At 43.4% G+C, this 23,506-nt stretch carries 20 protein-coding genes; 16 read left to right on the forward strand and 4 right to left on the reverse strand.

Translation table 11 applies throughout. From position 1 onward, the window contains the following. Nucleotides 1–13 precede the first annotated feature (13 nt). Nucleotides 14–703 carry a hypothetical protein gene (locus ACHAL6_RS07195; protein ID WP_395269658.1) on the forward strand — a complete coding sequence of 230 codons (690 nt, stop codon included), beginning with the start codon at nt 14–16 and terminating at the stop codon, nt 701–703. A 222-nt stretch (nt 704–925) separates the two neighbouring features. Here the strand turns inward: ACHAL6_RS07195 and ACHAL6_RS07200 are convergent, their stop codons facing one another. Next, nucleotides 926–2,281, reverse strand: coding sequence for an alpha/beta hydrolase family protein (locus ACHAL6_RS07200; RefSeq protein ID WP_395269660.1), 1,356 nt, complete (start codon nt 2,279–2,281; stop codon nt 926–928). Continuing rightward, nucleotides 2,278–2,763 carry a lipocalin family protein gene (locus ACHAL6_RS07205; protein WP_395269662.1) on the reverse strand — a complete coding sequence of 162 codons (486 nt, stop codon included), beginning with the start codon at nt 2,761–2,763 and terminating at the stop codon, nt 2,278–2,280. Before ACHAL6_RS07205 ends, ACHAL6_RS07200 begins: the two co-directional genes overlap by 4 nt. Nucleotides 2,764–3,040: 277 nt before the next feature. On the opposite strand from ACHAL6_RS07205, the gene ACHAL6_RS07210 reads away from it, so the two are divergent. The 7 genes from ACHAL6_RS07210 (at nt 3,041) to ACHAL6_RS07240 (ending at nt 10,657) form a co-directional block, all read left to right on the forward strand. Continuing rightward, complete coding sequence (locus ACHAL6_RS07210; RefSeq protein WP_395269663.1) at nt 3,041–3,919, forward strand: hypothetical protein; 879 nt, start codon at nt 3,041–3,043, stop codon at nt 3,917–3,919. Between the two features lies 1 nt (nt 3,920). Further along, nucleotides 3,921–4,490, forward strand: coding sequence for a hypothetical protein (locus ACHAL6_RS07215; protein WP_395269665.1), 570 nt, complete (start codon nt 3,921–3,923; stop codon nt 4,488–4,490). A gap of 41 nt (nt 4,491–4,531) precedes the next feature. Then, entirely contained in the window at nt 4,532–4,981 is a 450-nt protein-coding gene (locus ACHAL6_RS07220) for a hypothetical protein (RefSeq protein ID WP_395269667.1), read from the forward strand. Nucleotides 4,982–5,032: 51 nt separating this feature from the next. Continuing rightward, nucleotides 5,033–5,497 (forward strand): hypothetical protein, encoded by a 465-nt coding sequence (locus ACHAL6_RS07225; RefSeq protein ID WP_395269669.1) that lies wholly within the window; start codon nt 5,033–5,035, stop codon nt 5,495–5,497. 372 nt (nt 5,498–5,869) lie between these two features. Beyond that, nucleotides 5,870–7,078 carry a helix-turn-helix domain-containing protein gene (locus tag ACHAL6_RS07230; protein WP_395269671.1) on the forward strand — a complete coding sequence of 403 codons (1,209 nt, stop codon included), beginning with the start codon at nt 5,870–5,872 and terminating at the stop codon, nt 7,076–7,078. Nucleotides 7,079–7,279: 201 nt separating this feature from the next. After that, nucleotides 7,280–9,052, forward strand: coding sequence for a beta-glucuronidase (gene uidA, locus ACHAL6_RS07235; protein ID WP_395269673.1), 1,773 nt, complete (start codon nt 7,280–7,282; stop codon nt 9,050–9,052). 153 nt (nt 9,053–9,205) lie between these two features. Further along, the gene (locus ACHAL6_RS07240; RefSeq protein WP_395269675.1) at nt 9,206–10,657 is read left to right on the forward strand and encodes an MFS transporter; all 1,452 of its coding nucleotides are present in this window, start codon (nt 9,206–9,208) and stop codon (nt 10,655–10,657) included. Between the two features lie 190 nt (nt 10,658–10,847). Here ACHAL6_RS07240 and ACHAL6_RS07245 read toward each other — a convergent pair whose 3' ends face one another. Then, nucleotides 10,848–11,291, reverse strand: coding sequence for a pyridoxamine 5'-phosphate oxidase family protein (locus ACHAL6_RS07245; RefSeq protein ID WP_395269676.1), 444 nt, complete (start codon nt 11,289–11,291; stop codon nt 10,848–10,850). Between the two features lie 314 nt (nt 11,292–11,605). Between ACHAL6_RS07245 and ACHAL6_RS07250 the strand changes: the two genes are divergently transcribed. Continuing rightward, on the forward strand, nt 11,606–12,658 hold the full coding sequence (locus ACHAL6_RS07250) for a zinc-binding dehydrogenase (protein WP_395269678.1): 1,053 nt from the start codon (nt 11,606–11,608) through the stop codon (nt 12,656–12,658). Nucleotides 12,659–12,778: 120 nt separating this feature from the next. Here the strand turns inward: ACHAL6_RS07250 and ACHAL6_RS07255 are convergent, their stop codons facing one another. Then, nucleotides 12,779–14,617, reverse strand: a complete 1,839-nt coding sequence (locus tag ACHAL6_RS07255) for a BCCT family transporter (RefSeq protein WP_395269680.1) — start codon at nt 14,615–14,617, stop codon at nt 12,779–12,781. Between the two features lie 661 nt (nt 14,618–15,278). Here ACHAL6_RS07255 and rsgA point away from each other — a divergent pair. The 7 genes from rsgA to ACHAL6_RS07290 all read left to right on the forward strand — a co-directional run bounded on the left by rsgA (nt 15,279) and on the right by ACHAL6_RS07290 (nt 23,492). Further along, nucleotides 15,279–16,403 (forward strand): ribosome small subunit-dependent GTPase A, encoded by a 1,125-nt coding sequence (rsgA, locus tag ACHAL6_RS07260; RefSeq protein ID WP_395269682.1) that lies wholly within the window; start codon nt 15,279–15,281, stop codon nt 16,401–16,403. A gap of 59 nt (nt 16,404–16,462) precedes the next feature. Continuing rightward, a complete protein-coding gene (locus tag ACHAL6_RS07265) occupies nt 16,463–17,359 on the forward strand; it encodes an SDR family oxidoreductase (RefSeq protein ID WP_395269684.1) in 897 nt (298 codons plus the stop codon). Between the two features lie 195 nt (nt 17,360–17,554). Beyond that, nucleotides 17,555–19,501, forward strand: coding sequence for a BglG family transcription antiterminator (locus ACHAL6_RS07270; protein WP_395269686.1), 1,947 nt, complete (start codon nt 17,555–17,557; stop codon nt 19,499–19,501). A 407-nt stretch (nt 19,502–19,908) separates the two neighbouring features. Further along, entirely contained in the window at nt 19,909–20,226 is a 318-nt protein-coding gene (locus ACHAL6_RS07275; RefSeq protein ID WP_395269687.1) for a PTS lactose/cellobiose transporter subunit IIA, read from the forward strand. A gap of 25 nt (nt 20,227–20,251) precedes the next feature. Further along, entirely contained in the window at nt 20,252–20,554 is a 303-nt protein-coding gene (locus ACHAL6_RS07280; RefSeq protein ID WP_395269689.1) for a PTS sugar transporter subunit IIB, read from the forward strand. 14 nt (nt 20,555–20,568) lie between these two features. Then, entirely contained in the window at nt 20,569–21,852 is a 1,284-nt protein-coding gene (locus tag ACHAL6_RS07285; RefSeq protein WP_395269690.1) for a PTS sugar transporter subunit IIC, read from the forward strand. A gap of 104 nt (nt 21,853–21,956) precedes the next feature. After that, nucleotides 21,957–23,492 carry a glycoside hydrolase family 1 protein gene (locus ACHAL6_RS07290; protein WP_395269692.1) on the forward strand — a complete coding sequence of 512 codons (1,536 nt, stop codon included), beginning with the start codon at nt 21,957–21,959 and terminating at the stop codon, nt 23,490–23,492. Nucleotides 23,493–23,506: the final 14 nt, after the last annotated feature.

The following is a 23,506-nucleotide window of genomic DNA, read 5'->3' on the forward strand; positions in this document are numbered from 1 at the left end:
GAAGGAGAATACCATGCAGGCTATTATGGAACCAATTTTTCATGTCAGTTATCTGTCCAGCGTAATCATCATTGGAATGATCATGCTCATAAAGTCCGAAAAGAATCCGTATTTCAGATGGTTTGGCATCATGGCGATCACCCTGGGCTTTGGGGATGCGTTTCACCTGATTCCAAGAATCATAGCACTTTGGACCACAGGCTTTGAAAGCCATGCGATATCACTGGGGTTCGGCAAGTTCGTCACCTCCGTCACCATGACGATTTTTTATCTGATTCTGTACAAGCTCTGGAAAATCAGATATGAGGTCAGGAATGCACATAGACTGGATATCGGGATGTGGAGTCTTGCCACACTCCGGGTCGCTCTTTGCTTCTTTCCTCAGAATCAGTGGTTTGTCTATAACCCACCCGTCTCATGGGGGATTTACCGTAATATTCCATTTGCTGTCATGGGGATCATCATGATCATACTGTATTACAGAAAAGGGAAAGAACGAAAAGACAAGGAAGCGCTGAAGATCAGTGCGGCAATTATCCTGTCATTCGGGTTCTATATTCCCGTGGTGCTCTGGGCACAGGTGAATATGCTCATCGGTATGCTGATGATTCCCAAGACGCTGGCCTATCTTTGGATTGTGTTTATCGGCTATGCTCAGTTCAGGAAAGAAGTTAAGCCGGACGCCCAGAAAATTGCATCCTGACCGCACAAGTCACACCGTTCTCTTCTGGCTTTCATGCAAGAGGATTCCTGTGAAAGAGATGCAGAGACAGAAAGTGCACTTCACAATGAATCAGTCAAAGAACAGAAAACACCTCCGCGTTTTATGGAAACTTACGCGGAGGTGTTTTCTGTTTTGTCACTTCAGGGTGTGTCAGGTTCGCCGGAAAGAGCTTTTCTGGTTTTCTATAGACGAGCGCTTCCTTTACCGGATGCCCACAGGTATAAGGCTGTCATTACTTTCCATGATCTCCTCCAGATTCAGAGACTCCAGTCCGCTCTGATTTCTGAGGCTGGCATCAAAGAATTCCAGGAGAAGCTTCTTCTGGAGAGAAATGGCTTCTCTGCCACCCATGTCACCGGAGAATCCGACATACTTGGCCAGAGGGGAGTACATGTAGGCCATGGAGAAGTCCACATGGTTGGTCTTGTTCATCTGCAGGAAGGTTCCTTTCTCCGAGGCGTAAAGCAGAGCGCCTAGCGCCACGTTGTTTGGCCCCTGACTCCACTGCTCACTTCGGATGAAGAGGGCAGGTATGGAAAGTCCCTGGCTGAGCACTTCCTTGTCCAGAGGATTCACCCAGGCATCCAGTCCCAGAAGGGCTTTGATGCGGTCGTCTTTCAGCGCTGCATGAACATCACCGCCACCGCCGGTGGAGTGCCCCATGACGCCGATGGAGGACAGATCCATCCGGTTTCTGAAGGTTTCATCTTCGCTGTTTCTCTTCTCCAGATCATTCAGCACACTGATGACGTCTTCTCCATAGGTTGTCACCAGAAGATTGGATGCTTCTGCAAAGCGCTCCTCACCGTATTCTCCTGGAAGGGCATCAGGATCCAGATAGGCCACGGTTCCGTCAGGCAGTCTCACAGCCTGGGATCCGTAGGTATGGTCGATGGAGACGGCGATGAATCCGTTTGAAGCCAGCTCTTCCGCAAAGTCCGTATGAAGCTCTCTGAAACCCTGCCATCCATGGGAAATGATGACGACAGGGTAGCTTTCTCTTTCTTCGCTTAAGGGTGCACTCAGGTAGGAATTAGACTTCATGTCTGCCGTATGATCCAGCATGAAGAAGGGGAAGCGAAAGCTACTTGCCAGCTGCCTGGTGAGGACAGTGCCTTCTGTGATCCATCTTGCTTTTTCATAGCCTGTCGTCTCCTCCGCTGGATACCAGATCTGATACTTGATTCTTCTGAAGTCCTCCGCTTCTTCCGTGTAGTGTTCCGCTCGGGAACGGTCTTCCAGATCGTAGATTCTGGTTCCGATCGCAAAAGGACCGGTGGGAAGAGGAAGGGCATCCTTCGGAAAAGAGACGAGAGAAATAATGGACAGTATGATGAGGAAAAGTCCCATGCCGATCATCCATCTTCCACCTCGTGCACCGATTTCCACTCCCCTCCAGTGATGGAGTGCAGAAAGGATGAAGTAGAGGGCTATGGTGAGATAAAGGGGATACAGCTGCCATCTGGGTTTCATGATGAAGAGCTGGAGAACAAGGAGGAGAATCAGAAGAAGGCCTATGATTTTCCATTTTTCAAGAAGAAACGTCAGCGTGTTCATGATGCATCCTGCCCTTTCTGGTTTGTCTTTCTGATGTTCTCCACGGGAAACCCATGGTGCTTCAGAAAGCGAAGGATTTCCATGAGATCTTCTTTTCTCATCTGGGGTGTTCTGGACAGAATCCACAGACTGCTTTTCTTCTCCCCCATGACCACAGCATAGCGGTAATCCTCAGCCAGTCTGATGACGTTATAGTCCCCTTTGAAGGGCCAGAAGAACTGCACATGCAGGCCTCCGGTGCATGCTTTGTCTCTTGGCCAGGCTTTTCCCTTGATGCCTCTTTTCTTTCCGTTCTTATAGCCTTTGTTCTCCACACGGATCTTTCCGTCATTCCCCATGCGATAGGTTGCCGTGACATGCGTAAGACCCATTTGGCCTCTGGCTGGCAGCTTTCCGATTTCATACCATAGCCCCAGATATTTATGAAGATCCAGGCTGCACAGAAGAGGAATCTTATTTGTATCCTGTATTTTTCTCTTCACTGATTTCACCTTCCTTGTATATTGAACTGCTTATGAAATTCTATAGGATATTTTCTTCATGTTACCACAAAATAATGACGAGGAAATGAAATATGGGAGAATCATTTCAGATTGCAGTGAACCCGGTTTTCATTGTATCTCATAGGAAAACATATTATAATTTCAATATAGAAAGAATAAATAAATTAAATGGAGTATAGTTCTATTAACGTAATACGCTCACGTAAATATCATAATAGATATAGCGTGTTTTCAGTATAGAAAAGGTGGGTGAAAAATGGAGAAGAACAACAGAATCTTTAAGGGCATACTGATTCTTGCTGCAGTGCTGGTTCTTGCAGGATCGGGTAGCTTATATTACTTCAGGCTGGATACGCCTGTTTTCTTTTCGCATTACTATGATCTCAGGGTCCAGCGGGAGAATATGTATGCGGAGGACATTGTGCTGAGGTATGTCACCAACGCCTACGACAGAAGAGTCGTTACAGCAGTGGAGATCCCGGAGATGCCGGGCGTTGCGCTATGGGCATCGGAAGGGGAGCAGGCGCAGTTTCAGTGGGAAATGGATGAGAAAAGCATCCCGGGTGAAATCATTGGAAGATACAGCGTCCGAAAAGTATATGTGCGAAACTTCTCCATTCCGGAAGAGGTGGAGGTGGATGGAAAAGTCATCCGAAAACTGAAGGTGCAGTTTGATGATGGCAGCGAAATGATGGTGGATATCGGAGAGCTTCATCTGTATGAGCATCAGCGGAAGGAGGAAGAAAGTCCCTATGAACATGTCTCTTCTTCCGGATCCTCCGATGGTACTTCACTGACGGTCTATAGAATCCTTGAGGAGCTCACCCTCACGGAGGCGAAGAGTTTTCTGGCGGAAAAGCTGAAGGATCGTCTGGACTGGAGAATCGACGAGAAAGTGCCAGAGGAAGCCGTGGGTCATGTCTATGGAGAAAGAAGCATCCTGAATGTATCCTCTGAAGTTCTGGCTGGAGAGAATATACAGGACGCCTATGCGGTTTTTGATGTCCAACCGGTGCTCACCTTTATCGATGGAGAAGGGAAGCTCTATACTCAGAGATTTTATAATATGAGAAGCCAAGAGGAAAACTACAGCTTTTCGGGGCTTCGGGCGTTCATCCGAGAAAGGGGGAGATGAGATGAGTAAGGGATACAGAAAAATATTCTGGGGCACGATCCTCGTGAGCTTTCTATCCCCTGGGGGAAGCATCTCCCTGGTCTTTGTACTGATCGGATGGACCATACTGATATCGGGTATCGGTGCCCTTGCTGAAAGCTCAGCCTCTGGCAGCTTTAAAAGACTGGAGAAAGTCGCCATTGCGGCAGCTGCAGTATCCCTCTTCGGTGGGGTCTTATATGAGCTGCTGCTCATGAGGTTTCCGCCAATCGTCTATTATCCTATTGTGGTGATGTCCGTCGAGCTCATCCTCTTTCATGGAATCTTTGCCGCGTCTTATGAGCATTTCAGTGGAATGGAGGATGCAGGCACTGCCAGGATGATTCAAGAAAAGGACCGAAGCTATATGGTTCTTATGGGCATTGCGCTGGTCGTTCTTTCCGTCTTCTATACATTCAATCATTCTATCACAGGGATTCTTGGATTTTTCGCATCGCTCATTTCTAAAATCTATCTCCTTGGCGGTATGCATGAGCTGAAGAAAGCATGTGAAGAGGAGAAAAGCATTGAAGAAGAGCAGCCGACAGCGTAGTGACAGGGCGTGCATTCCAGATCATCAAGGAGGAAGAACTTTTGAAGAGAAAAAATATCATTCTACTTAGCATAGCCATCATCATTATTGTCATCATAGGAGTCTATGCACTTTATCCTCAATCGCTGGAGGATGTGGTTTCTTCTGAGGAACGTCTCTATGTGCTTCATCATTTTCATGATGTGGAGGATGGTGAGCCTATAGTGGAATTCAAGGAATATGAATTCGAGAAGGGATCGGAGAAAGCTCTGAAGATCAGGGAAATCCTTGGAGGATATACTTATCACAGAGGACTTCGGGTCCTTTCCTGGGATAATGACTTGGGCATCAGCAGAGAAGGAAACTTCATTCAGATCCTTTCCGGCAGCAATACCCTTTCCTCTGGCGGTACAGGTGAAATTTTGATGAATAGCAGGATCTATTCTATAGATTACTGGGGAAGAAAGAAGAACAGAGCGCTTCTGGAAGAGATTCTTGATGTGCTGGAGTAAGAGTATAGAGGCAGGGCGCATCCCAGCCGATAAAAGGAAACTGGAGGGCGTATGAAAAGGAAAGTGGAATATATACTGATCACACTGATTCTCATGGGCGTGACCTACTGGGTTTTCTTCGCAGTACCGTTTAAGACGGATATGGAAAAGAGGATTCCTGTAAGGATTTATGAAGGCGGGGAGCATGTCATGGATTCAGAGGTGCTGATAGAAGGGGAGATCGGGAAGTATCTCTTTTCAGGCAAGCAGCATTTCACTGGAAAGTTTCATCTGCTGGAGCTGCCGGAAGAGACCACAGACAGCTACATCACCTGGATGGTGAACTCAGACATTCAGAAGATACAGTCCACTTCCGCACCCAGAGGGGAGACCATCCGAATTGATAAATGGATGTTCATCGACAAGGAGATGGATTCCTTTGTGTTCTATTTTGAGGATGGAGAGAAGATGGCTGCCACATCCGGAGAACTCATGGAGTGGTTCAGGGAGAACTTCAGATTCAGCAAGGAGTCATAAACAGGATAACTCTGAGCATAGAGTATGGAAACGGTGATACGGTGTCAGGTGCGTGCAGATCAGTCCACGTACTGAGAAATTCATGAAATACAGGGAAGTGAAAGACCTGGAAATGTATATGCCATGGGCAAAATGGCTGTAGTTTCCTGGTCTTTATCAATTTTAATGGAGTTATGCTATCCGCGGCAGAGCGTAAGCGTTTTTACTGTACTCAGTCAAGTCTTTATGATAGCAATAACATCAGGCACTCTTGTGCGATGAATAGGAAGCGATTATCATAGAGGAATATACAGGAAAAGAGTTCGAAGCTGGAGGAGATTCGAAATGGAATCTGACGGATAGCTGAAAAGATACGTAAGGGAGTGAATAAGGATGTATGTGATGGAGGAGCTGTATGACGTATGCACGTCACTGGGAAAGAGCATTGGCATAGAGTTTGCCCTGGTTGATGCCAAGGGGAAGGCAAAGTTTCGAATGGCCATACGAAAAGACGTGACGCTGTTCAAGTATCGAAGTCAGTATAAAGAGCAGATCATAGAAGCATTGACCGAAGCCGATGAAAATGTCGTACTTGTTTTCACCGACAATCTAGGCGCCCAGTACCTTGCGGTAGGCACTTCAGTAGAAAACATGCCTTATTACCTTATTGGAGGACCTTTTCTGTCCATGCTGATCACTGAAGAGAATCAGCACAGAATCATTCAGGAGAATCAGATTCCTCTAGAGGACCAGCATTATCTTTATGAGGCCATTAAAACCATGAAGATCCTCAATCTCGAAGAGTACACATCCATAGCAAAAATCATGCTCTGGATTATAAGAAAAAATCATTTCGACGCAGAACTGATCTACAGTATGAGCAGCAAGGTGAACTATGACAGGGAAAGACCCAGAGAGATTGAAGAGTCCTTTACCATAATCGATGAAAGGTATCGTATGCAGAATAAAATGATGCATTACGTTTCCATGGGGGATGGGGAAACGGCCAAGAAAATGGGTGGAAAGACGGTGTATGACTTCAGCTATCGTGTTCCGGGAGATCCCATGCGTGCCATGAAAAATCAGTATCTGACCTTCAATACGATTCTGAGAATAGCCTTGGAGCGCGTCGGTGTCACACCACTTTCCCTGCACCAGCTGTCTGATAATATGGCCATCCTCATTGAAGCAACCAACAGTGTCGATCAGATCATGTCCATGGGAAACAGACTCATCGATGAATACAGTAAGCTGGCCAAAAGGCATCATACACGAGGCCTGACCAGAAACATCCACAATGCGCAGCGATATATCGATAACCATCTGTCAGAAAAGATTCATCTAAGTGAGATTGCAGAAGAGATCGGAGTAAATCCGTCTCACTTGTCCAGACAGTTCAGGAAGGAAACAGGAAAGACCATAACTCAGTTCATTCACTCCAGAAGAGTGGAGAAAGCGAAAACCCTGCTGCGACTGAATGAGTCTAGTATCACAGAAGTAGCGGTGAAATGCGGATTTGAAGAACTGAATTATTTTTCGAGAGTGTTCAGACAGAATACAGGCTGCACACCGATGGAGTACCAGAAGCAGCATAAACGATAAAGAAACCGAGTCATGAGCCCCTAGTAGCAGGATTGTTCTCAGGGGAATTCATGGCTCTTTTTCTTATGTATTTTTCAGAAAAAACTGAAGAAAAGAGCAAAATAAGGCTATAAATGCAAAAATAGTACAAACGGGAATCGTTATCATATCTTATAATCAGTTCAGTTAACTAGAATATGTAGAAAGTGAGGAAGTCAGTTTATGCTATATCCTATCTCAACACAAACAAGAACAGTGATGGATCTTTCCGGTATCTGGAAGTTCTCTCTGGAGGAGAATCATGATCCTAAGATTCCTCTGACTGCTGACGAAGTCATGGCGGTACCAGGGTCTTTTAACGAACAGGGCGTGATCAGAAGGATCAGAAATCATGTGGGGTCCGTATGGTATGAAAAGGATTTTGAAGTGCACCAAACGCTCCAGAAGGAGCGGCTGGTGCTTCGATTCGGCAGTGCGACCCATCAGGCCAAGGTTTATGTCAACGGAGAGCTTGTCATGGAACATAAAGGCGGATTTATGCCTTTTGAAGCAGAAATCAATGCATTTCTTCAGCCAGGCAAGAACAGGGTCACCGTCGAGGTGAATAACATTCTGGATTATACGACTCTGCCTGTGGGAAACTATTCGGAGAAAGACGGAGTGAAGAAAAACGCACCGAACTTTGATTTCTTCAATTACGCCGGCATTCACAGACCGGTGAAAATCTATTCCACGCCGAAGAGTCATGTGGAAGACATCACCATCACCTATGAGGTGAAGGGAGAAGATGCTGAGGTTCATTTCAAAGAGACTGTTCAGGGAGACCATGACCGTGTAAGATTTGTGGTAAGAGATGAAGAAGGCGCAGTGGTCTGCGACACCTATGAGAAGAGCGCTGTGATTCCAGGGGCGAAGCTGTGGAATCCACTGGCGGCTTATCTCTATGAGGTGGAAATCCATGTGGAGAAAAACGGAGAGACGGTGGACCTCTACAGAGAGTCCTTCGGCATAAGAACCGTGGAGGTGAAGGACAATCAGTTCCTGATCAACGGAAAGCCCTTCTATTTCAAAGGTTTCGGCAAGCATGAAGACTTCTTCGTCAATGGAAGAGGACTTAATGAAGCATTGAATGTGACGGATCTTAATCTGATGAAATGGCTTGGGGCCAACTCCTTCAGGACAGCTCACTATCCATATTCCGAGGAAATGATGAGACTGTGCGACAGACAGGGCATTGTGGTCATCGATGAGACACCTGCTGTGGGCATCATGCATGGATTCAACTTTGCGCTCTTTGGCGGAGATGGTGAGAAGAAGAACACCTATGATGTGATGAATACCACAGAAGCCCATGAACAGGTTCTGAGAGAACTGATTGCCAGAGATAAGAATCTGGCATGCGTGGTCATGTGGTCTGTAGCCAATGAAGCAGCTACACAGGAAGAAGGAGCTGATGCGTATTTCGCGCCGCTCATCCAGCTGACAAGAGACCTGGACCCTCAGAAGAGACCTGTGACCATGGTTCTCATCATGATGTCCATGCCCCATAATGACCTGGTATCCAAATACCTGGATGTCATCTGTCTCAACCGGTACTATGGCTGGTACATCAATACCGGAGAGCTGGAAGAGGCCAAAGCGGCTCTGCGCAAGGAACTTTCGGCCTGGAAAACAGCTTATCCGGATACACCTGTGATGTTCACAGAGTACGGAGCGGATACAGTGGCAGGATTCCATGCTGTGGATGACATTCCCTTTACGGAGGAGTATCAGGTCAGATATCTTCAGGCCAATCATGAAGTCTTTGACGAGTTTGATCATGTGATCGGGGAACAGATGTGGAACTTTGCGGATTTTGAGACCTCCGTTGGCATCATCCGCGTCCAGGGGAACAAGAAAGGACTCTTCACCAGGCAGAGACAGCCGAAGATGGCAGCCCATACCGTAAGAGAAAGATGGATGAAGATTCCGGATTTTCACTATAAGAAGAGATAGACTATAAATTCCTACACCATGACAGGAGAGAAGAGCAGTGCATCTTGCCTTCTCTCTCCATGAGTGTTCCTGTTCATTGTGTGTTATCCTATTTTTCAATATTTTTTATCATTGAAGTAAACGTTTAAATCATATATATCGGGAGGAAATAAAATGGAAACCAGAAACCAGGTCATATACAACAGATCCTCAAATCTTCAGATCGGACTTTTTGTTTTAAATAATACCGCGACAAATCTCTATATGTTCTTCATGATGTTTGTATCCTACTATGCCACAGGTGTAGCGGGACTGCTAGTAGTGGCGGTCACAAGCATTATGACCGCCATGAGAATTTTTGACGGATTCACGGATCCGCTCATCGGCTTCATTATCGACAAGACGGAGTCCAAAATCGGTAAATTCAGACCCTACATGGTCCTTGGAAACATCATCCTGGCTGTCAGTGTGATTCTTCTTCACGGGACAACACATCTTGTGCCTCAGAACATGAGACTGCTCTATTTCGTATTGATCTATTCCATATACATCATTGGATATACATTTCAGACAGCCTGCACCAAGGCTGCACAGACCGTTCTGACCAATGACCCGAAGCAGAGACCTCTGTTCACACTCTTTGATGGAATTTTCAATACCGTTGTTTTTGTGAGCGGACAGTTTCTGGTATCAGGTGTCCTGGTTCCAAAGCACGGAGGATTCACGGAAGGATTCTTTAATGAAATGATGATCGGCATTATTTCAATCTCAGCCCTGTTCACCGCTTTATCAGTGCTTGCCATCTGGAAGAAGGACGTGAAGGAGAACTGGGGAGTTCCCTCTGATGTGCAGATACGACTGAGAGACTACTGGCCCATCATTAAGGGAAACAGACCTCTTCAGATGCTGATTGTTGCGGCTTCCACGGATAAACTGGCAGCTACCGTAAGACAGAACTCCGTAACAGTCATCATGCTTTACGGCATCCTTCTAGGAAACTATGCCCTTTCAGGGACACTTGGCCTCATCATGACTCCGCTTACCATCGTCTTGACTTTTGTTGGTATCGGATATGCCAGAAAGCTGGGCCAGAAAAAGGCTTATGTCACTTCAACCTGGATTTCAGTGGCACTGAGTATTCTTCTAGTCATATTCTTTGTGACAGCGGATCTTACGACCATTTCTCTGTCCAATCTGAATCTAGCAACCCTGATCTTCATGGCACTGATGGTTCTGCAAGCAGGCGCCATGTCCATCGGAAGCAACATCGTCATCCCAATGATTGCAGACTGTTCCGACTATCAGACCTATAAGACCGGTCAGTATATTCCTGGGATGATGGGCACCATATTCTCCTTTGTGGACAAGCTGATTTCAGCCTTCAGTGCCAGTATAGTAGGCGTCATGGTGGCTTTCATCGGATTTAGAGATCAGCTGCCCACTGCAGAAACTCCTCTGACAGGTCCCATTTTCTGGATGACCCTGTTCTTCTTCGTAGGTGTTCCAGTACTAGGCTGGCTGGCATCTCTAGTATCCATGAAGTTCTATGATCTGGATGGAAAAAAGATGGAGGAAATCCAGCAGGCCATTCACGATATGAAAACAGCAGTAGAACCTACTGCATAAACATACTACCCAAAAAAACTGTCAGCTTCTTCAAAAGAGCTGACAGTTTTTTTGGGGTAAATAGAAAAAGTAGATTCACTGATTTTCTGAAAGAAGCTGCTTTGACTTCTGAATTCAGCATACGATGAGTTTCATAATGCGAAACCCATTCTGAAAAGGAATCGCAGAAAATGGTTGGACAAGTTATCTGCTAGTCATCAGATAGGCTCACATATCTGGCATCGCTTACGCCATCCAGATAGAGGAAGTTTGTGATGTCCACCTGCACGATGCAGGAGTCATCCATTTCCGTCAGCGCGCGTAGGCTGGGATGCTTCCGGACCAGTTTTTCGATGATCTCAAGTGACCAATCTCTGTCCTTGATGATGCTGGCATGACCGTAAACGGTCAGAGCCTTCACCTGGGGCTGCCTTTCGGTGATCTTCTCTCTGGTGTCAATAAGAAGGCTCACTTCCGGATTCTCCACGATGCTTGCATATTTCGTGCTTCCTTTCAGTGTGACCATATAGAGCTTTTGTGCATCCTCGTCCGTCATGTAGAGCATCAGGGAACTGTTGGTTCGCAGGTCCTTGCAGGTGGACAGCACGCAGAAGTTGTTTTCCTTCACCATGGTTTTGCATAGACTGATATTCATGATACACCCTCCATTCTCAGTTTTCTTTTTCTAAGTATAGCATGCAGATGTCCGGTGACAGGTGGTCTAAAAGAATATTTCCTGAAAACTTTATGATCTCTTCACTCCTTGTGATCGAACCGATTTGATGAGAAGAAGGTTCTTAGAAAGAAAAAGGGTCTATTTAGCTGAGAGAAGGTTTGCGGTCCTAAGCCATACAATCCTGAAAGTTGATTTTCAGCTGATTTTGCAATATAGTGTGAGCATAAAAGAAGAATGAAAGTCTTCGTCAGAAATCGTAATGATTCTAGTCATACCGAAGGGAGAAGATAAAAATGAAAGCAGTACAGGTTACAGGATATGGAGACATAGACAAGCTTCACGTGGTACATATCGAGAAGTCACAGCCTAAGGAGAATGAGGTGCTGATCAAGGTCAAGGCCTGCGGCATCAACAATACGGAAATCTGGATGAGGGAAGGTGCCTACGGGGCGGATAAAGAATCCGGATGGAGACCGGAAGGTGTCCAGTTTCCTAGAATTCCAGGCTCTGATATCACAGGTGTCGTCGTAGAGGCGGGAAAGAATGTGGATAAAAGCATCCTTGGAAAGAATGTGGTGGTCTTTCCCTTCACTTCTTCAGGGGAGGAAGGGACGGAGCACTATGCAGAAGACATGTCCTTCATCGGGTCGGAATATGACGGCGGATATGCAGAGTATGTGGCCTGGCCGGAAAGCCTATGCTTTCCCATGCCTCTTCAGGACTTCAGTCAGAGCGCCGTGTTTTCCGTCAGCGGCCTGACGGCCTGGCATATGGTGGAGCAGATCAGACCGAAGAAGGAAGAGACCATTCTCGTCACAGGCGCCAATGGAGGCGTAGGGTCCATGAACGTGCAGATTGCTTCGAAGATCCATGGGGCAAAGGTTATTGCTCTGGTGGGAGACCCCAGTCTGAGAGACCGGATGAAGGAGCTTGGTGCTAGCCATGTGCTTTCCTATAAATCAGCGCATCTTGCAGAAGAAATTCTGGAGCTGAATGGAGGCCCTGTGGATTCGGTGCTGGATGTGGTGGGAGATGCCTTATTCAAGACTGTGATCAAGGTTCTGAAAAAAGGAGGGAAGCTCTGCATCTCAGGGTCCATCGGCGGACAGACCACCCATGTGGATTTAAGAGACATCTATCTCAAGCACATCACCATTTACGGCTCGGTGCTGGGCACCAGAAAAGAGTTCAAAGACATGCTGGATGCGGTGGCGGAAGGAAAGCTGAAGCCCATCATCGATAAGACCTTCCCCCTGGAGAAGGCTGCGGAAGCCCAGACCTATTTCAAGCAGTCGGGTAAGCTGGGAAAGATCGTGCTGCTGCCGGAAGAGGAAAGCGAAGCGTAGAGCTTACGATTTTTTCTGCTCAGTTTTCTCTATCAGCTCTATAGCAGAAGAGAAAAAAACAAGTATTTTAAAACTCCTGATCCAAGCGCGGATCAGGAGTTTTTTAGTTTCTGTCAGAGACTATTTCGGTTCATCACCCTTTTCAGGTTCCTTAGGAGTATCCTTCTGCTCCTCCTTATTGACCAGTGCATGGTCCTGCACCACGGTATTGATGACTTCATTGATGATGTGGTCTTCTCGGACTTCCCGTACTTTTCTACGCACGATTTCCTCCACTTCGAATTCCTGCTTCAGACCTTCTCTCAGGGAGTAGATCATGAGCATGAGAATGATGGCGAAGGGAAGACCTGTGATGACGGAAGCTGTCTGAAGGGCTGTGAGGCCACCTCCGATGAGAAGGGTTGCGGCTACGACGCCTTCCATCACGGCCCAGAACACTCTCTGAGGAACAGGAGAGTCCAGTTTTCCTCCGGAAGTCAGGTGATCCACCACAAGGGATCCGGAATCGGAGGATGTGACAAAGAAGACGGTGACAAGGACGATTCCGATGACGGAAAGTATACTTGCCAGGGGCAGTGCATCCAGCATGGCAAAGAGGGCCAGGGACTCATCGATCTTCACAGCCTCAACGATCTTTGCCAGACCGTTTGACTCCAGAAAAATGGAGGTTCCTCCGAACACGGACATCCAGAAGAAGGACAAGAGGGAAGGAATCAGCATGACGCCAAGGATGAATTCCCGGACGGTTCTGCCTTTGGAGATTCTGGCGATGAACATGCCCACAAAAGGCGACCAGGAAATCCACCATGCCCAGTAGAAGATGGTCCATCCACCCTGCCAGTTGGTGTTTCTGAAGGTCTCGGTCCACATGCTCATTTCAATGAAGTTGGACAGATAGTAGCCCAGATTCTGTGTGAATCCGCTCAGAATATAGACCGTAGGCCCAGCGATCATGATGAATACGAGGAATACCCCAGCCAGGATCATATTGATCTCACTGAGACGCTTGACGCCTCCGTCCAGTCCCAGGACAACCGAGATAGTGGCCAGGGCTGTGATGCCGATGATGAGCCCCACCTGCACGGGTACACTGATGGTGATGCCGAAGAGATGGTTCAGTCCTGCATTGACCTGGGACACGCCCAGTCCTAATGAGGTGGCAAGACCTGTAAGGGTAGCCATGACGGAAAGCACATCAATGAGGTTGCCCCAGAATCCGTAGATTTTGTTTCCGATGATGGGATAGAAAATGGAACGGATGGTCAGCGGCAGTCCACGGTTATAGGCAAAGAAGGCCAGGGACAAGCCGACGATGGCATAGATTGCCCAAGGGTGAATACCCCAATGGAAGAAAGTGGTGGCCATGGCAGCCTGGGCAGCTTCCGCTGAACCTGCAGCCATTTCTCCGAACATTGGGGAGGGGGAATTCAGGTGCGAGACCGGTTCTGCCACGCTCCAGAAGAGAAGTCCGATGCCCATACCGGCGCTTAAAAGCATGGCATACCAGGCGAATTTGGTGAATTCGGGCTGCGCTTCGGCACCACCGATTTTCAGATTCCCGTAGCGTCCGAATGCGAAGAGAAACGCCGCGACCACAAAGATATTGGCTGCGGTGATGAAGAACCATCCCGCATTCTTCGTGATCCCTGCCAGAAGATTTTCGAAAAGGCTTTCGGCAGAGCTTGGAAACAGCAGTGTTCCTGCAATGAAGACGATGAGCAGAATGACAGATACAATGCTTACCTGGGGATGAAGGTCAAATCCGAATCCTGCCCAGTTGTTTTCTCCGGGTTCCTGCCGATCTGCCTCATCAAATAAGGAAACGGTAGGACGGATCTGGAGTCCCTTGAAAGGCTTTCTGTTTTTGATGGCTTTGATTCGGGCTTCCCTTTCCGCTTTTTTCAGTCTTTTGGCCAGCAGCTTTTTCTTGGCCAGTTCTTTTTTCTGATCCTCGTTCATAGTAATGCTCTCCTTCTCTGGTGAATTAAATAAATAAAATGAATGAATGTGGAATGAAAATAAATGGTTCATTTCTGTCTCATAGACAGTACTAATTATGACTCAATTATACCATCATTCAGCGAAACTGAAGTTGGCGGTCTTGTCTATTGTAAAAATTATTGGAAGAAAAAGCAACGGAAAAAGGCAATTCCCTGGTGAAACGGAATGAAACAGGGAAAAACAAGGGTTATTTCGATGAATCCCATGATTTTCATTGCACTTGTTATATCTGTAACGTATAGTTATAGGTAATGAGAGCTTAATGGAATAATCCATGGAAGGAGTGAGTACTAGATGCAGAAGTTATATGAGGTGATTTTCGTCTAATTGCATATCGCTCAGAAGATCGGATGAAGCGGCGTAGCCTGTTTCTCGTCCTCTGAGACACTCAGAATTGGCCTTCGAGGAACTTTTCTTAAGCTGATTGCTACGCGCTGAAATGGCAGCGTCTGTTTCAGCTACGAAGAATGAAGTATACCCACAGCAGGTTGATCTTGCTGTGGTATTTTATTATCCTTTTTGAGAATACTGCCAGAAGCCTTATGTAACCCCACTTGACCAGATTAAGCTTTTAGAGCGTAACTGCAGCTGATTTGTTGAAAGAAAAAGGGGATTAGAAATGATGAGTCTAGAAAAATTCGGGTTTGATGCCGGTTTCAGAGAACGCTTCAGACCCTACCAGAACAAAGGATATGTGCCGGCTAGAATCGTGGCGCAGCATAAGGGACGATACGTGGTCCATACGGAGAAAGGAATGTTGAGCGGAAAACTGAGCGGAAAATTCATCTATCAGTCGGATGTCAGAAAAGATTATCCCGTGGTGGGGGACTGGGTAGCCGTGAAGATCATTGAGGAATCGGAGTCGGTGATTTATGCCGTTCTGCCGAGGAAAAGCAGCTTTTCCAGAAAAATGGCCATATCCGGTGGAAGAAAGATCAGAAATGGTGTCATCGTCGGGGGAAACATCGAAGAGCAGGTGCTCAGTGCCAACATCGATACGGCATTCATCGTCACAGGTCTTGATGATAATTTCAGTATCGGGAGAATCGAGCGCTACATCACCCTGGTGAAAAGCAGCGGGGTGCATCCTGTGATTCTTCTCAACAAGTGCGACCTGGTAGAAGATGCTTCCTGTTATAAAGAGAAAGTGCGCTCTGTGGCAGAAGGAATCGAAATCCATTCCATCAGTGCTTCCGCCGGGATCCATATGAACGTGCTGGACCCCTATACGGGTCCTGGTCAGACCATCGTCTTTTTCGGTTCTTCGGGCGTGGGAAAGTCCACCATCGTCAATTATCTCTTCCATGAGGATGTGCAGAAAACAGGTGCCACCAGTGAAGCCAATGGAAAGGGCAGACACACGACCACCGGAAGTCAGCTGCTTTTTCATGAAAGCGGATGTGCTGTCATCGATACACCAGGTATGAGAGAGCTTCAGCTGTGGGCGGATGAGGAAGTGCTCATGGAGAGTTTCCACGATATCCATGTACTGGCAGAAGGCTGCAGGTACAGAGACTGCAGACATGAAGAGGAGGACCAGTGCAGAGTCAGGGAGGCCATTGCCGAAGGGAAACTGGATGCTGAAAGGTTTCAGCACTTCAAAAGTCAGCAGAAGGAGCTTGTGGCACTGAAATCCAGCAGGGAATCCTACTATAAGGATCGAAGCAGTCACAAGAAGAAAAAGAGCGTGAGAAGAAATGGCGTGGACCGGTCCTTCTACTTCTCGAGGGAGAAGGAGGAGTAGTGCTGTCTATCAGGAATGGATGATCAGAAGAATGGACAGAAGGAAATCATGAGAAGGGAATGGGAGAGAAGATGAGCGTAAATGGAAAGACCGCGGTTATAACAGGCGCCAATTCCGGTATGGGGAAGGCATCCGCCGGAATGCTGGCAGAAAAAGGCTATCATGTACTGATGCTTGTGAGAAGCAGAGAAAGAGGAAAAGAAGCCCTGGAGGAGCTGGAAAAGGACTTTCCGGGAAGCTTCCATATGATTCTGTGCGACCTTTCGGATGGAGAGTCCGTACGCGCTGCTGCAGAAGAAATCAGCAGGAAGTGCAGCGGCCTGGATATTCTCCTGAATAATGCCGGGCTCATCACTACAAAGAGGGAGCTGAATGAAGCGGGTCTTGAGATGCAGTTTGCAGTCAATCATGTGGGACATTTCATTCTGACGCTGATGCTTCTTCCACTGATGCACGAGGGGGCAAGAATCATTCAGGTGGCTTCCGGTGCCCATAAGTGGGGAGAAATCCATTTTGACGATCTGACCCTTGAGAAAAATTTCAGACCTTTCAAGGCCTATGGACAGTCGAAGCTTGCCAATGTGCTTTTTGCCGAAGCGCTTTCAAGAAGACTGAAGCCCTATGGAATCACCGTGAACAGCTGTCATCCGGGTGCAGTGGGCACCAATATGGGGGTGAACCGGGAGACCGGCTTTGGAAGAGGAATCATGAGGATGCTCAAACCCTTCTTCAGAACACCGGAGGAAGGGGCGGATACGGCAATCTTTCTGGCCACAGACCCGTCCGTCTCGAAGATCACCGGTAGATACTTCTATAACAGGAAGCCCATGGCGGTAGCAAGAAAAGCCCAGGATCAGACGCTTTCCGAAAAGCTCTGGAAATGGACGGAAGAGTTCACAGGAGTTTCCTTTCAGGAGATGGAGAAGAACATGGTTAATTCTTCAGCCGGAGAATAGAATCGAAAAATCCACCAGCAGGGCAGAATCTATATCTGTATCCTGAAGGTGGATTTTGTTCAAATCTTAGCTATATTAAATATCATACTATTCTTAGACTAATTTTTACCTTGAAAAAATAGTAAAATCTTGTTTGGAGATTGTACTGTTACTATAGTATCCTATATTTATTGAAGGAATGATGAGGTGAATTTAATGGATGATAGTTCAAGAGTAATTTTAGAAATATTAGTTAATAATATGAATAAAAGTATGACATCGTCTGACATTTCATCATTAGTTCATCTTAGCGAAAAAACTGTTCAAAACCGAATAAAAAAAATTAGAAATATATTAAAAACTAGTGGGGTAGAACTTGTATCTAAACCAGGTGAAGGTTACACATTATTAATACCAGAAAAAGATGATTTGAATAAAATAAAAGATATTTTAACTGTAAATGAAGATTATATCCCGGATACATCAGAAGGAAGAATTAATTATATATTGAAGTTTCTACTTAATCAACAAGAATATGCGAAAATCGATGACTTGTCAGATTCCTTATATGTTTCAAGAAATACTATTACTTCAGATTTGAAAGAAGTAGAAAAAATATTAAGTTTATATGATTTAAGCATAGATAGAAGACCGAATTACGGCATACAGATTTATGGTGAAGAGTTTAATAAACGGGTGTGTATAGCAAATTGTATTTATAAGAATTCAATGAGAGACGCCAAATCTTCATTACAAATAGATGAAGGTTTATTAATCGCGCAAATGCTTACGGCAATAAGAAAAAAGTATCGACTTCAAATTCAAGAATACTTATTTGAGAACTTAATAGTACAGGTATATGTTGCTATAGAGAGAATAAAGAATGGAAATTCTATAGCTTTCTCTTCAGAAACTAAAAATGAAATGCATCAATTGATTAGTGAATTTAATTTTCAGATTGCAATTGAAGTAACAAATAAAATCAAAGAGATTTTCGATGTAGAAATACGAGAAGATGATACATTGTATCTGGCATTACATCTAAGTGGAAAGGTTAGTAATCAAACAAATCTTAGAACTGGAAAGAATCTGATTGTATCTCAATCAATAGATAAACTTGTCACTGATATGGTAAATGTAATATATAATACCTTGAGGATTGACTTCAGATCCAATTTAGACTTAAGGATGTCCCTTATACAACACATGGTTTCTTTTGATATCAGAATGCGATATGACTTAACAATTAAAAATCCAATCCTCACTAAAGTGAAAAAAGATCATGCATATGCATATAATATTGCTTTATGCGCAAGTATCGTATTGAATAGATATTATGAGAAAGATGTTCCTGAAGATGAGTTGGGTTTCTTTGCAATCCTATTTGCATTGGGTGCTCAAAATAATAATATACCACTAAAAAAGTATAATATTGTAATAGTATGTGTATCAGGTCGAGGAACTTCACAGTTGTTTATTCAGAAATACAAACAGACTTTTTATGAGTACATAAATAAGATTTATGACTTGACTATGTTTGATTTGGAGAAATTTGATTTTAGAGGTAATAATATTGATTTTGTTTTCACAACGGTTCCTTTAAATGTAACTCTTGAAGTGCCAGTACATGAAGTATCAGTACTATTAAATCATGAAGAAATCGCTAGTTATAAAAGATTGTTTGAGTATGGCGACAGCAGCTTTCTTTATAAATATTTTAATAAAAGCCTGTTCTTTCCAAATCTTAAGGTTTCATCAAAGGTTGAAGCTTTAAAAAGTATCTGTGATTTAACCGATAAATATGTTAAGCTGCCTGCTGATTTCTATGATTTAGTTATGAAAAGAGAAGAAATGGGGCAAACTGATTTTGGGAATCTCGTTGCTATACCTCATCCCTATAAAATCATCACTAATACAAGTATTATTGCATGTGCAGTTTTACAGAATAGTGTTTTCTGGGGAAAGCATAACGTTCAAGTCGTCTTTCTTGTTTCTTTTGGATTACACGAAGATGAAGAGGTAGAAAAATTCTATCATGTAATCACAAACTTCTTATCAAATGAGGAATTAGTTAAGAATGTTATTGAAAAGCCTACTTTTGAAAATCTAATTGAACAGTTAACAAAAGCGAATAGAATGAAATATGAAAAATTATCTCATTGAATAATAGACAATGAGATTAGAATTATATTAATGCGTTTGGTTAAATAAGTATTTTACGGGTAGTATTTTTCTCTATTAATCAGAGAGAGTAAAACAAATCATGGGAACCCTTAACCTATTGAAATAAAATAGGTTAAGGGATTTTTGTTTACGAATAGTTTGATTAATAAGCTTAAACATTTTCTTGGTGTCTGAGGAGAGCGTTATCTGATTATATTTAGCGATGATAAGTATTATTATGCTCGTTCTCAGTAAATTATTCTGTACAATTGAATTTCAAAGATTACCTTAGCGAATGAGGAAATAATGAGTATAGAGTGGCAGGGGGTTCGGTGATAAAATTCAATTATGAAAGAATATATGCATATAAATACTTTAAGAAATTAATTATGAGAGGAAGTGAATGAATGGAGGATTTAGAAGTAATCATAATGCAATTAATAACTTATGCTGGTGATGCAAGAAGTCTTGCAATCGAGGCAATTAGAATGGCTAGAAAAAGTGATTTTCATAAAGCTGATGATTTACTAGTAAAATGCAATGAAACAATTATTAAGGCACATAGTTTTCAAACTGAACTAATCATCGCTGAGAGTAATGGTAATAAAATGTCAATGACATTATTAATGGTACATGCCCAGGATCATGTAATGAACGCATTGACAATTAAAGAGATCGCTTTCGAAATGGTAGAAAATATGAAACAGCTAAAAAACAAGAATTAAAATATACAACAAGAGGAGAAGAAACATGAAAACAATTATACTGCTCTGTGCACAAGGAATGTCCACAGGTATGTTAATGAGAAAGATGCAAGCAGAGTCTGAAAGAATCGGCTATAACTGTACTATAAAAGCGATGCCGGTAAGTCAAGCGAAAATGGCGGCTAAAGAAGCAGACTGCTTATTTCTTGGACCTCAAGTTAGGTACGAGTTAAGCCAAGTTAAGGTTGAATGTCCAGATGTTCCTGTTGAAGTCATTGATATGATAGCTTATGGTCGTTTAGATGGAGCAGCTGTTCTTAAGTCCGCGCGTAAATTAATGAATGACTAGAGAGGAAGGTAAATATGAGTAAAATAGAACGATTTTCAGAGAAAGTTATGAAGTTTGCACAGCTACGGTATGTCAAAATAATCATGAATTCATTTTTAGGAATAGCTGCTTTTTCTATTGGAGCATCTCTATTTTCCCTGGTGCGCTCAATTCCAATTCCAATATGGCAGGAATTTTTAAATAATACTGGATTAACTAGTATCTTGAATATACCAATCAGTATGGTTTCAAACTTATATGCAATTATGGTAGTAATATCTATTGGCTATGAAGTAGGAAAATCCTTTGGACAGAGACCTCTACCTGCAGCAATGGTTGCGTTCGGATCTTTTATGATTCTGACTCCATTTGTAGCGAATATATCCTTAACTAACGAAGCAGGTGAAGCTGTGTCAGGTTTAGCCCAAAATGTAATTTCAATTGGTGTATTGGGATCACAGGGTATATTCTTGGCGATGATAAGTGGTTTAATTGCTGCAAGGCTTTATGTGTTTCTGTTAGAGAAAAATGTGAAAATCAGAATGCCTGATTCGGTTCCACCCTCTGTTGCTGGAATGTTTGAAACGATGATTCCTGCAGGATTAGTTTTCATTATTTTTATTGTATTTAGAGTTGTATTCGAACATACTTCTTTTGGAACAATGCAAACATTTATTTATACAATTCTTCAAAAACCGATTGTTGGTATTGGAGCAAATCCAATAGGAGCAGCACTATATTTATTTGTTGGGAAATTCTTGTGGATGTTTGGAATACATGGCGATTTGCTTACCTACGCAACTTTGGGTTCGGTAAGGCAGGCAGCAACACAAGCAAACATGGCAGCGTTTGCAGCAGGAGAAGCAGTTCCATATCTGGAATGGGGGCTATTAACACCATTTGCAAATATTGGCATTTTTGGTCTCACATTACTACTCGTGTTTTCCAAGTCAAAACAATACAAAAGCTTAGGTAAACTAGCTCTTCCAACATCAATTTTCAATATCACAGAACCAATAATGTTTGGATTTCCGATTATATTAAATCCAATTATGGCTATTCCATTTGTTTTAACACCTGGTATAAGCGTTGTTCTTACTTCATTATTAATGAATATTGGAATTGTTGCTCCACTAACTGGAGTTGCACTTTCTAATGTTATTCCAGCACCAATCTATTTATGGATGGCAACAAATTCAATCACTGGCTTAATCTGGGGTGTAATTCTAGTGCTAATTAATGCAGCAATCTTCTTTCCTTTCTTTAAAGTTGCTGAAAGGACAGCAGTGAAAGGAGAAAACGAAGCTGAAGTAAAATAAGAAAACTGATTATTCAACAATAAAAACATGCTTAATAATAATCACAGTGGTTAAGGATGTTATAACAATTTAGGTTATAGCATCCTCAAAGATTAGGAGGTAATATGAAAGGGTTTCCTGATGATTTCTTATGGGGTGGAGCTACGGCTGCAAATCAAATAGAAGGTGCTTATAACGAAGATGGAAAAGGTTTAAGCACTGCAGATGTTCAGACATGTGGAGGAATAAGTGGATTTAAAGTGGAAATTCCAGGATTAGATCCTAAATATAAGTCTGCATATGATAAACTACGACTTGTCACATACAAAGATAATGGACATTTTGGAGCAAGCATACTGGTTAAAATGAATACATATCCTAAACTTGGATCACCGACAATTATTGATAATGAATACTATCCCAATCATCATGCAATCGACTTTTATCATAATTATAAGGAAGACATAAGATTGTTTGCAGAGTTAGGATTTAAAAGTTATCGAATGTCAATTGCATGGACTAGAATATTTCCGACCGGCATGGAGGAGGTACCAAATGAGAAGGGGCTTGAGTTTTATGACAATGTTTTCGATGAATGTTCTCGATATGGAATCGAACCCGTGGTGACCCTTTCCCACTATGATATGCCATTAGAGTTGTCAAAAAAATGGAATGGATGGGCTGATCGTAGAACCATAGAGCTTTTCCATAAGTATGCAAAAACAGTTATTGATCGGTATCACGAAAAGGTGAAATACTGGCTGACATTCAATGAAATTAATGCAATTATTCATAGTGGATTTATGACAGCAGGAGTATTTGCTAATGATGAACAATTATTAGAGCAAGCATCCTATCATCAGATGTTAGGTTCAGCACTAGTAACAAAATATGCACATGACTCATACCCTACCTTACAGATAGGATGTATGATCTCCTATTCTCCACCGTATCCGTATTCTTCTAAACCGGAGGATAATTTAGAAGCCATAAGAACATTCAATTTAAGAACTAATTATTTTGGAGATACTATGGTGAGGGGATATATCCCAGAGTATAAAAAAGCTGATTTTGAAAGAAGAGGCATAGATTTAGATTTTCAAGAAAATGATGTAAGAACGCTTGAAGAAGGTGTAGTAGACTATATTGCAATTAGTTATTACCAAACCAGCGTAGCAATTGCGAATCCAGAAAACGAAAAATTTACTCAAGCCAACTTAACACAACACTACTTCAATCCACATCTGAAAAAAAGCGAGTGGGGGTGGCAGATTGATCCAATTGGATTAAGGTATGCACTCAATTTATTATATGATCGTTATCATAAACCCATCTTCATTGTGGAAAATGGACTAGGTGCATTTGATACTTTGAATGATAATGGAACAGTCAATGATCCTTATCGAATTGACTATCTTAGAGAACACATCAAAGAAATAAAAAAGGCAATCACTGTAGATGGTGTAAAAGTAATGGGATACACACCATGGGGTTGTATTGACTTGATAAGTTGCTCTACGGGACAGATTTCTAAACGATATGGATTTATTTATGTTGATTATGATGACTTGGGCAATGGTAGTGGTAAGCGTTATAAAAAAGAATCTTTCTACTGGTATAAAAAAGTGATTTCATCTAATGGTGAGAATCTGGGAGAATAATAAAAATTTATATG

It is taken from the genome of Proteiniclasticum sp. C24MP (assembly GCF_043951855.1).
GTDB lineage: Bacteria > Bacillota > Clostridia > Clostridiales > Clostridiaceae > Proteiniclasticum.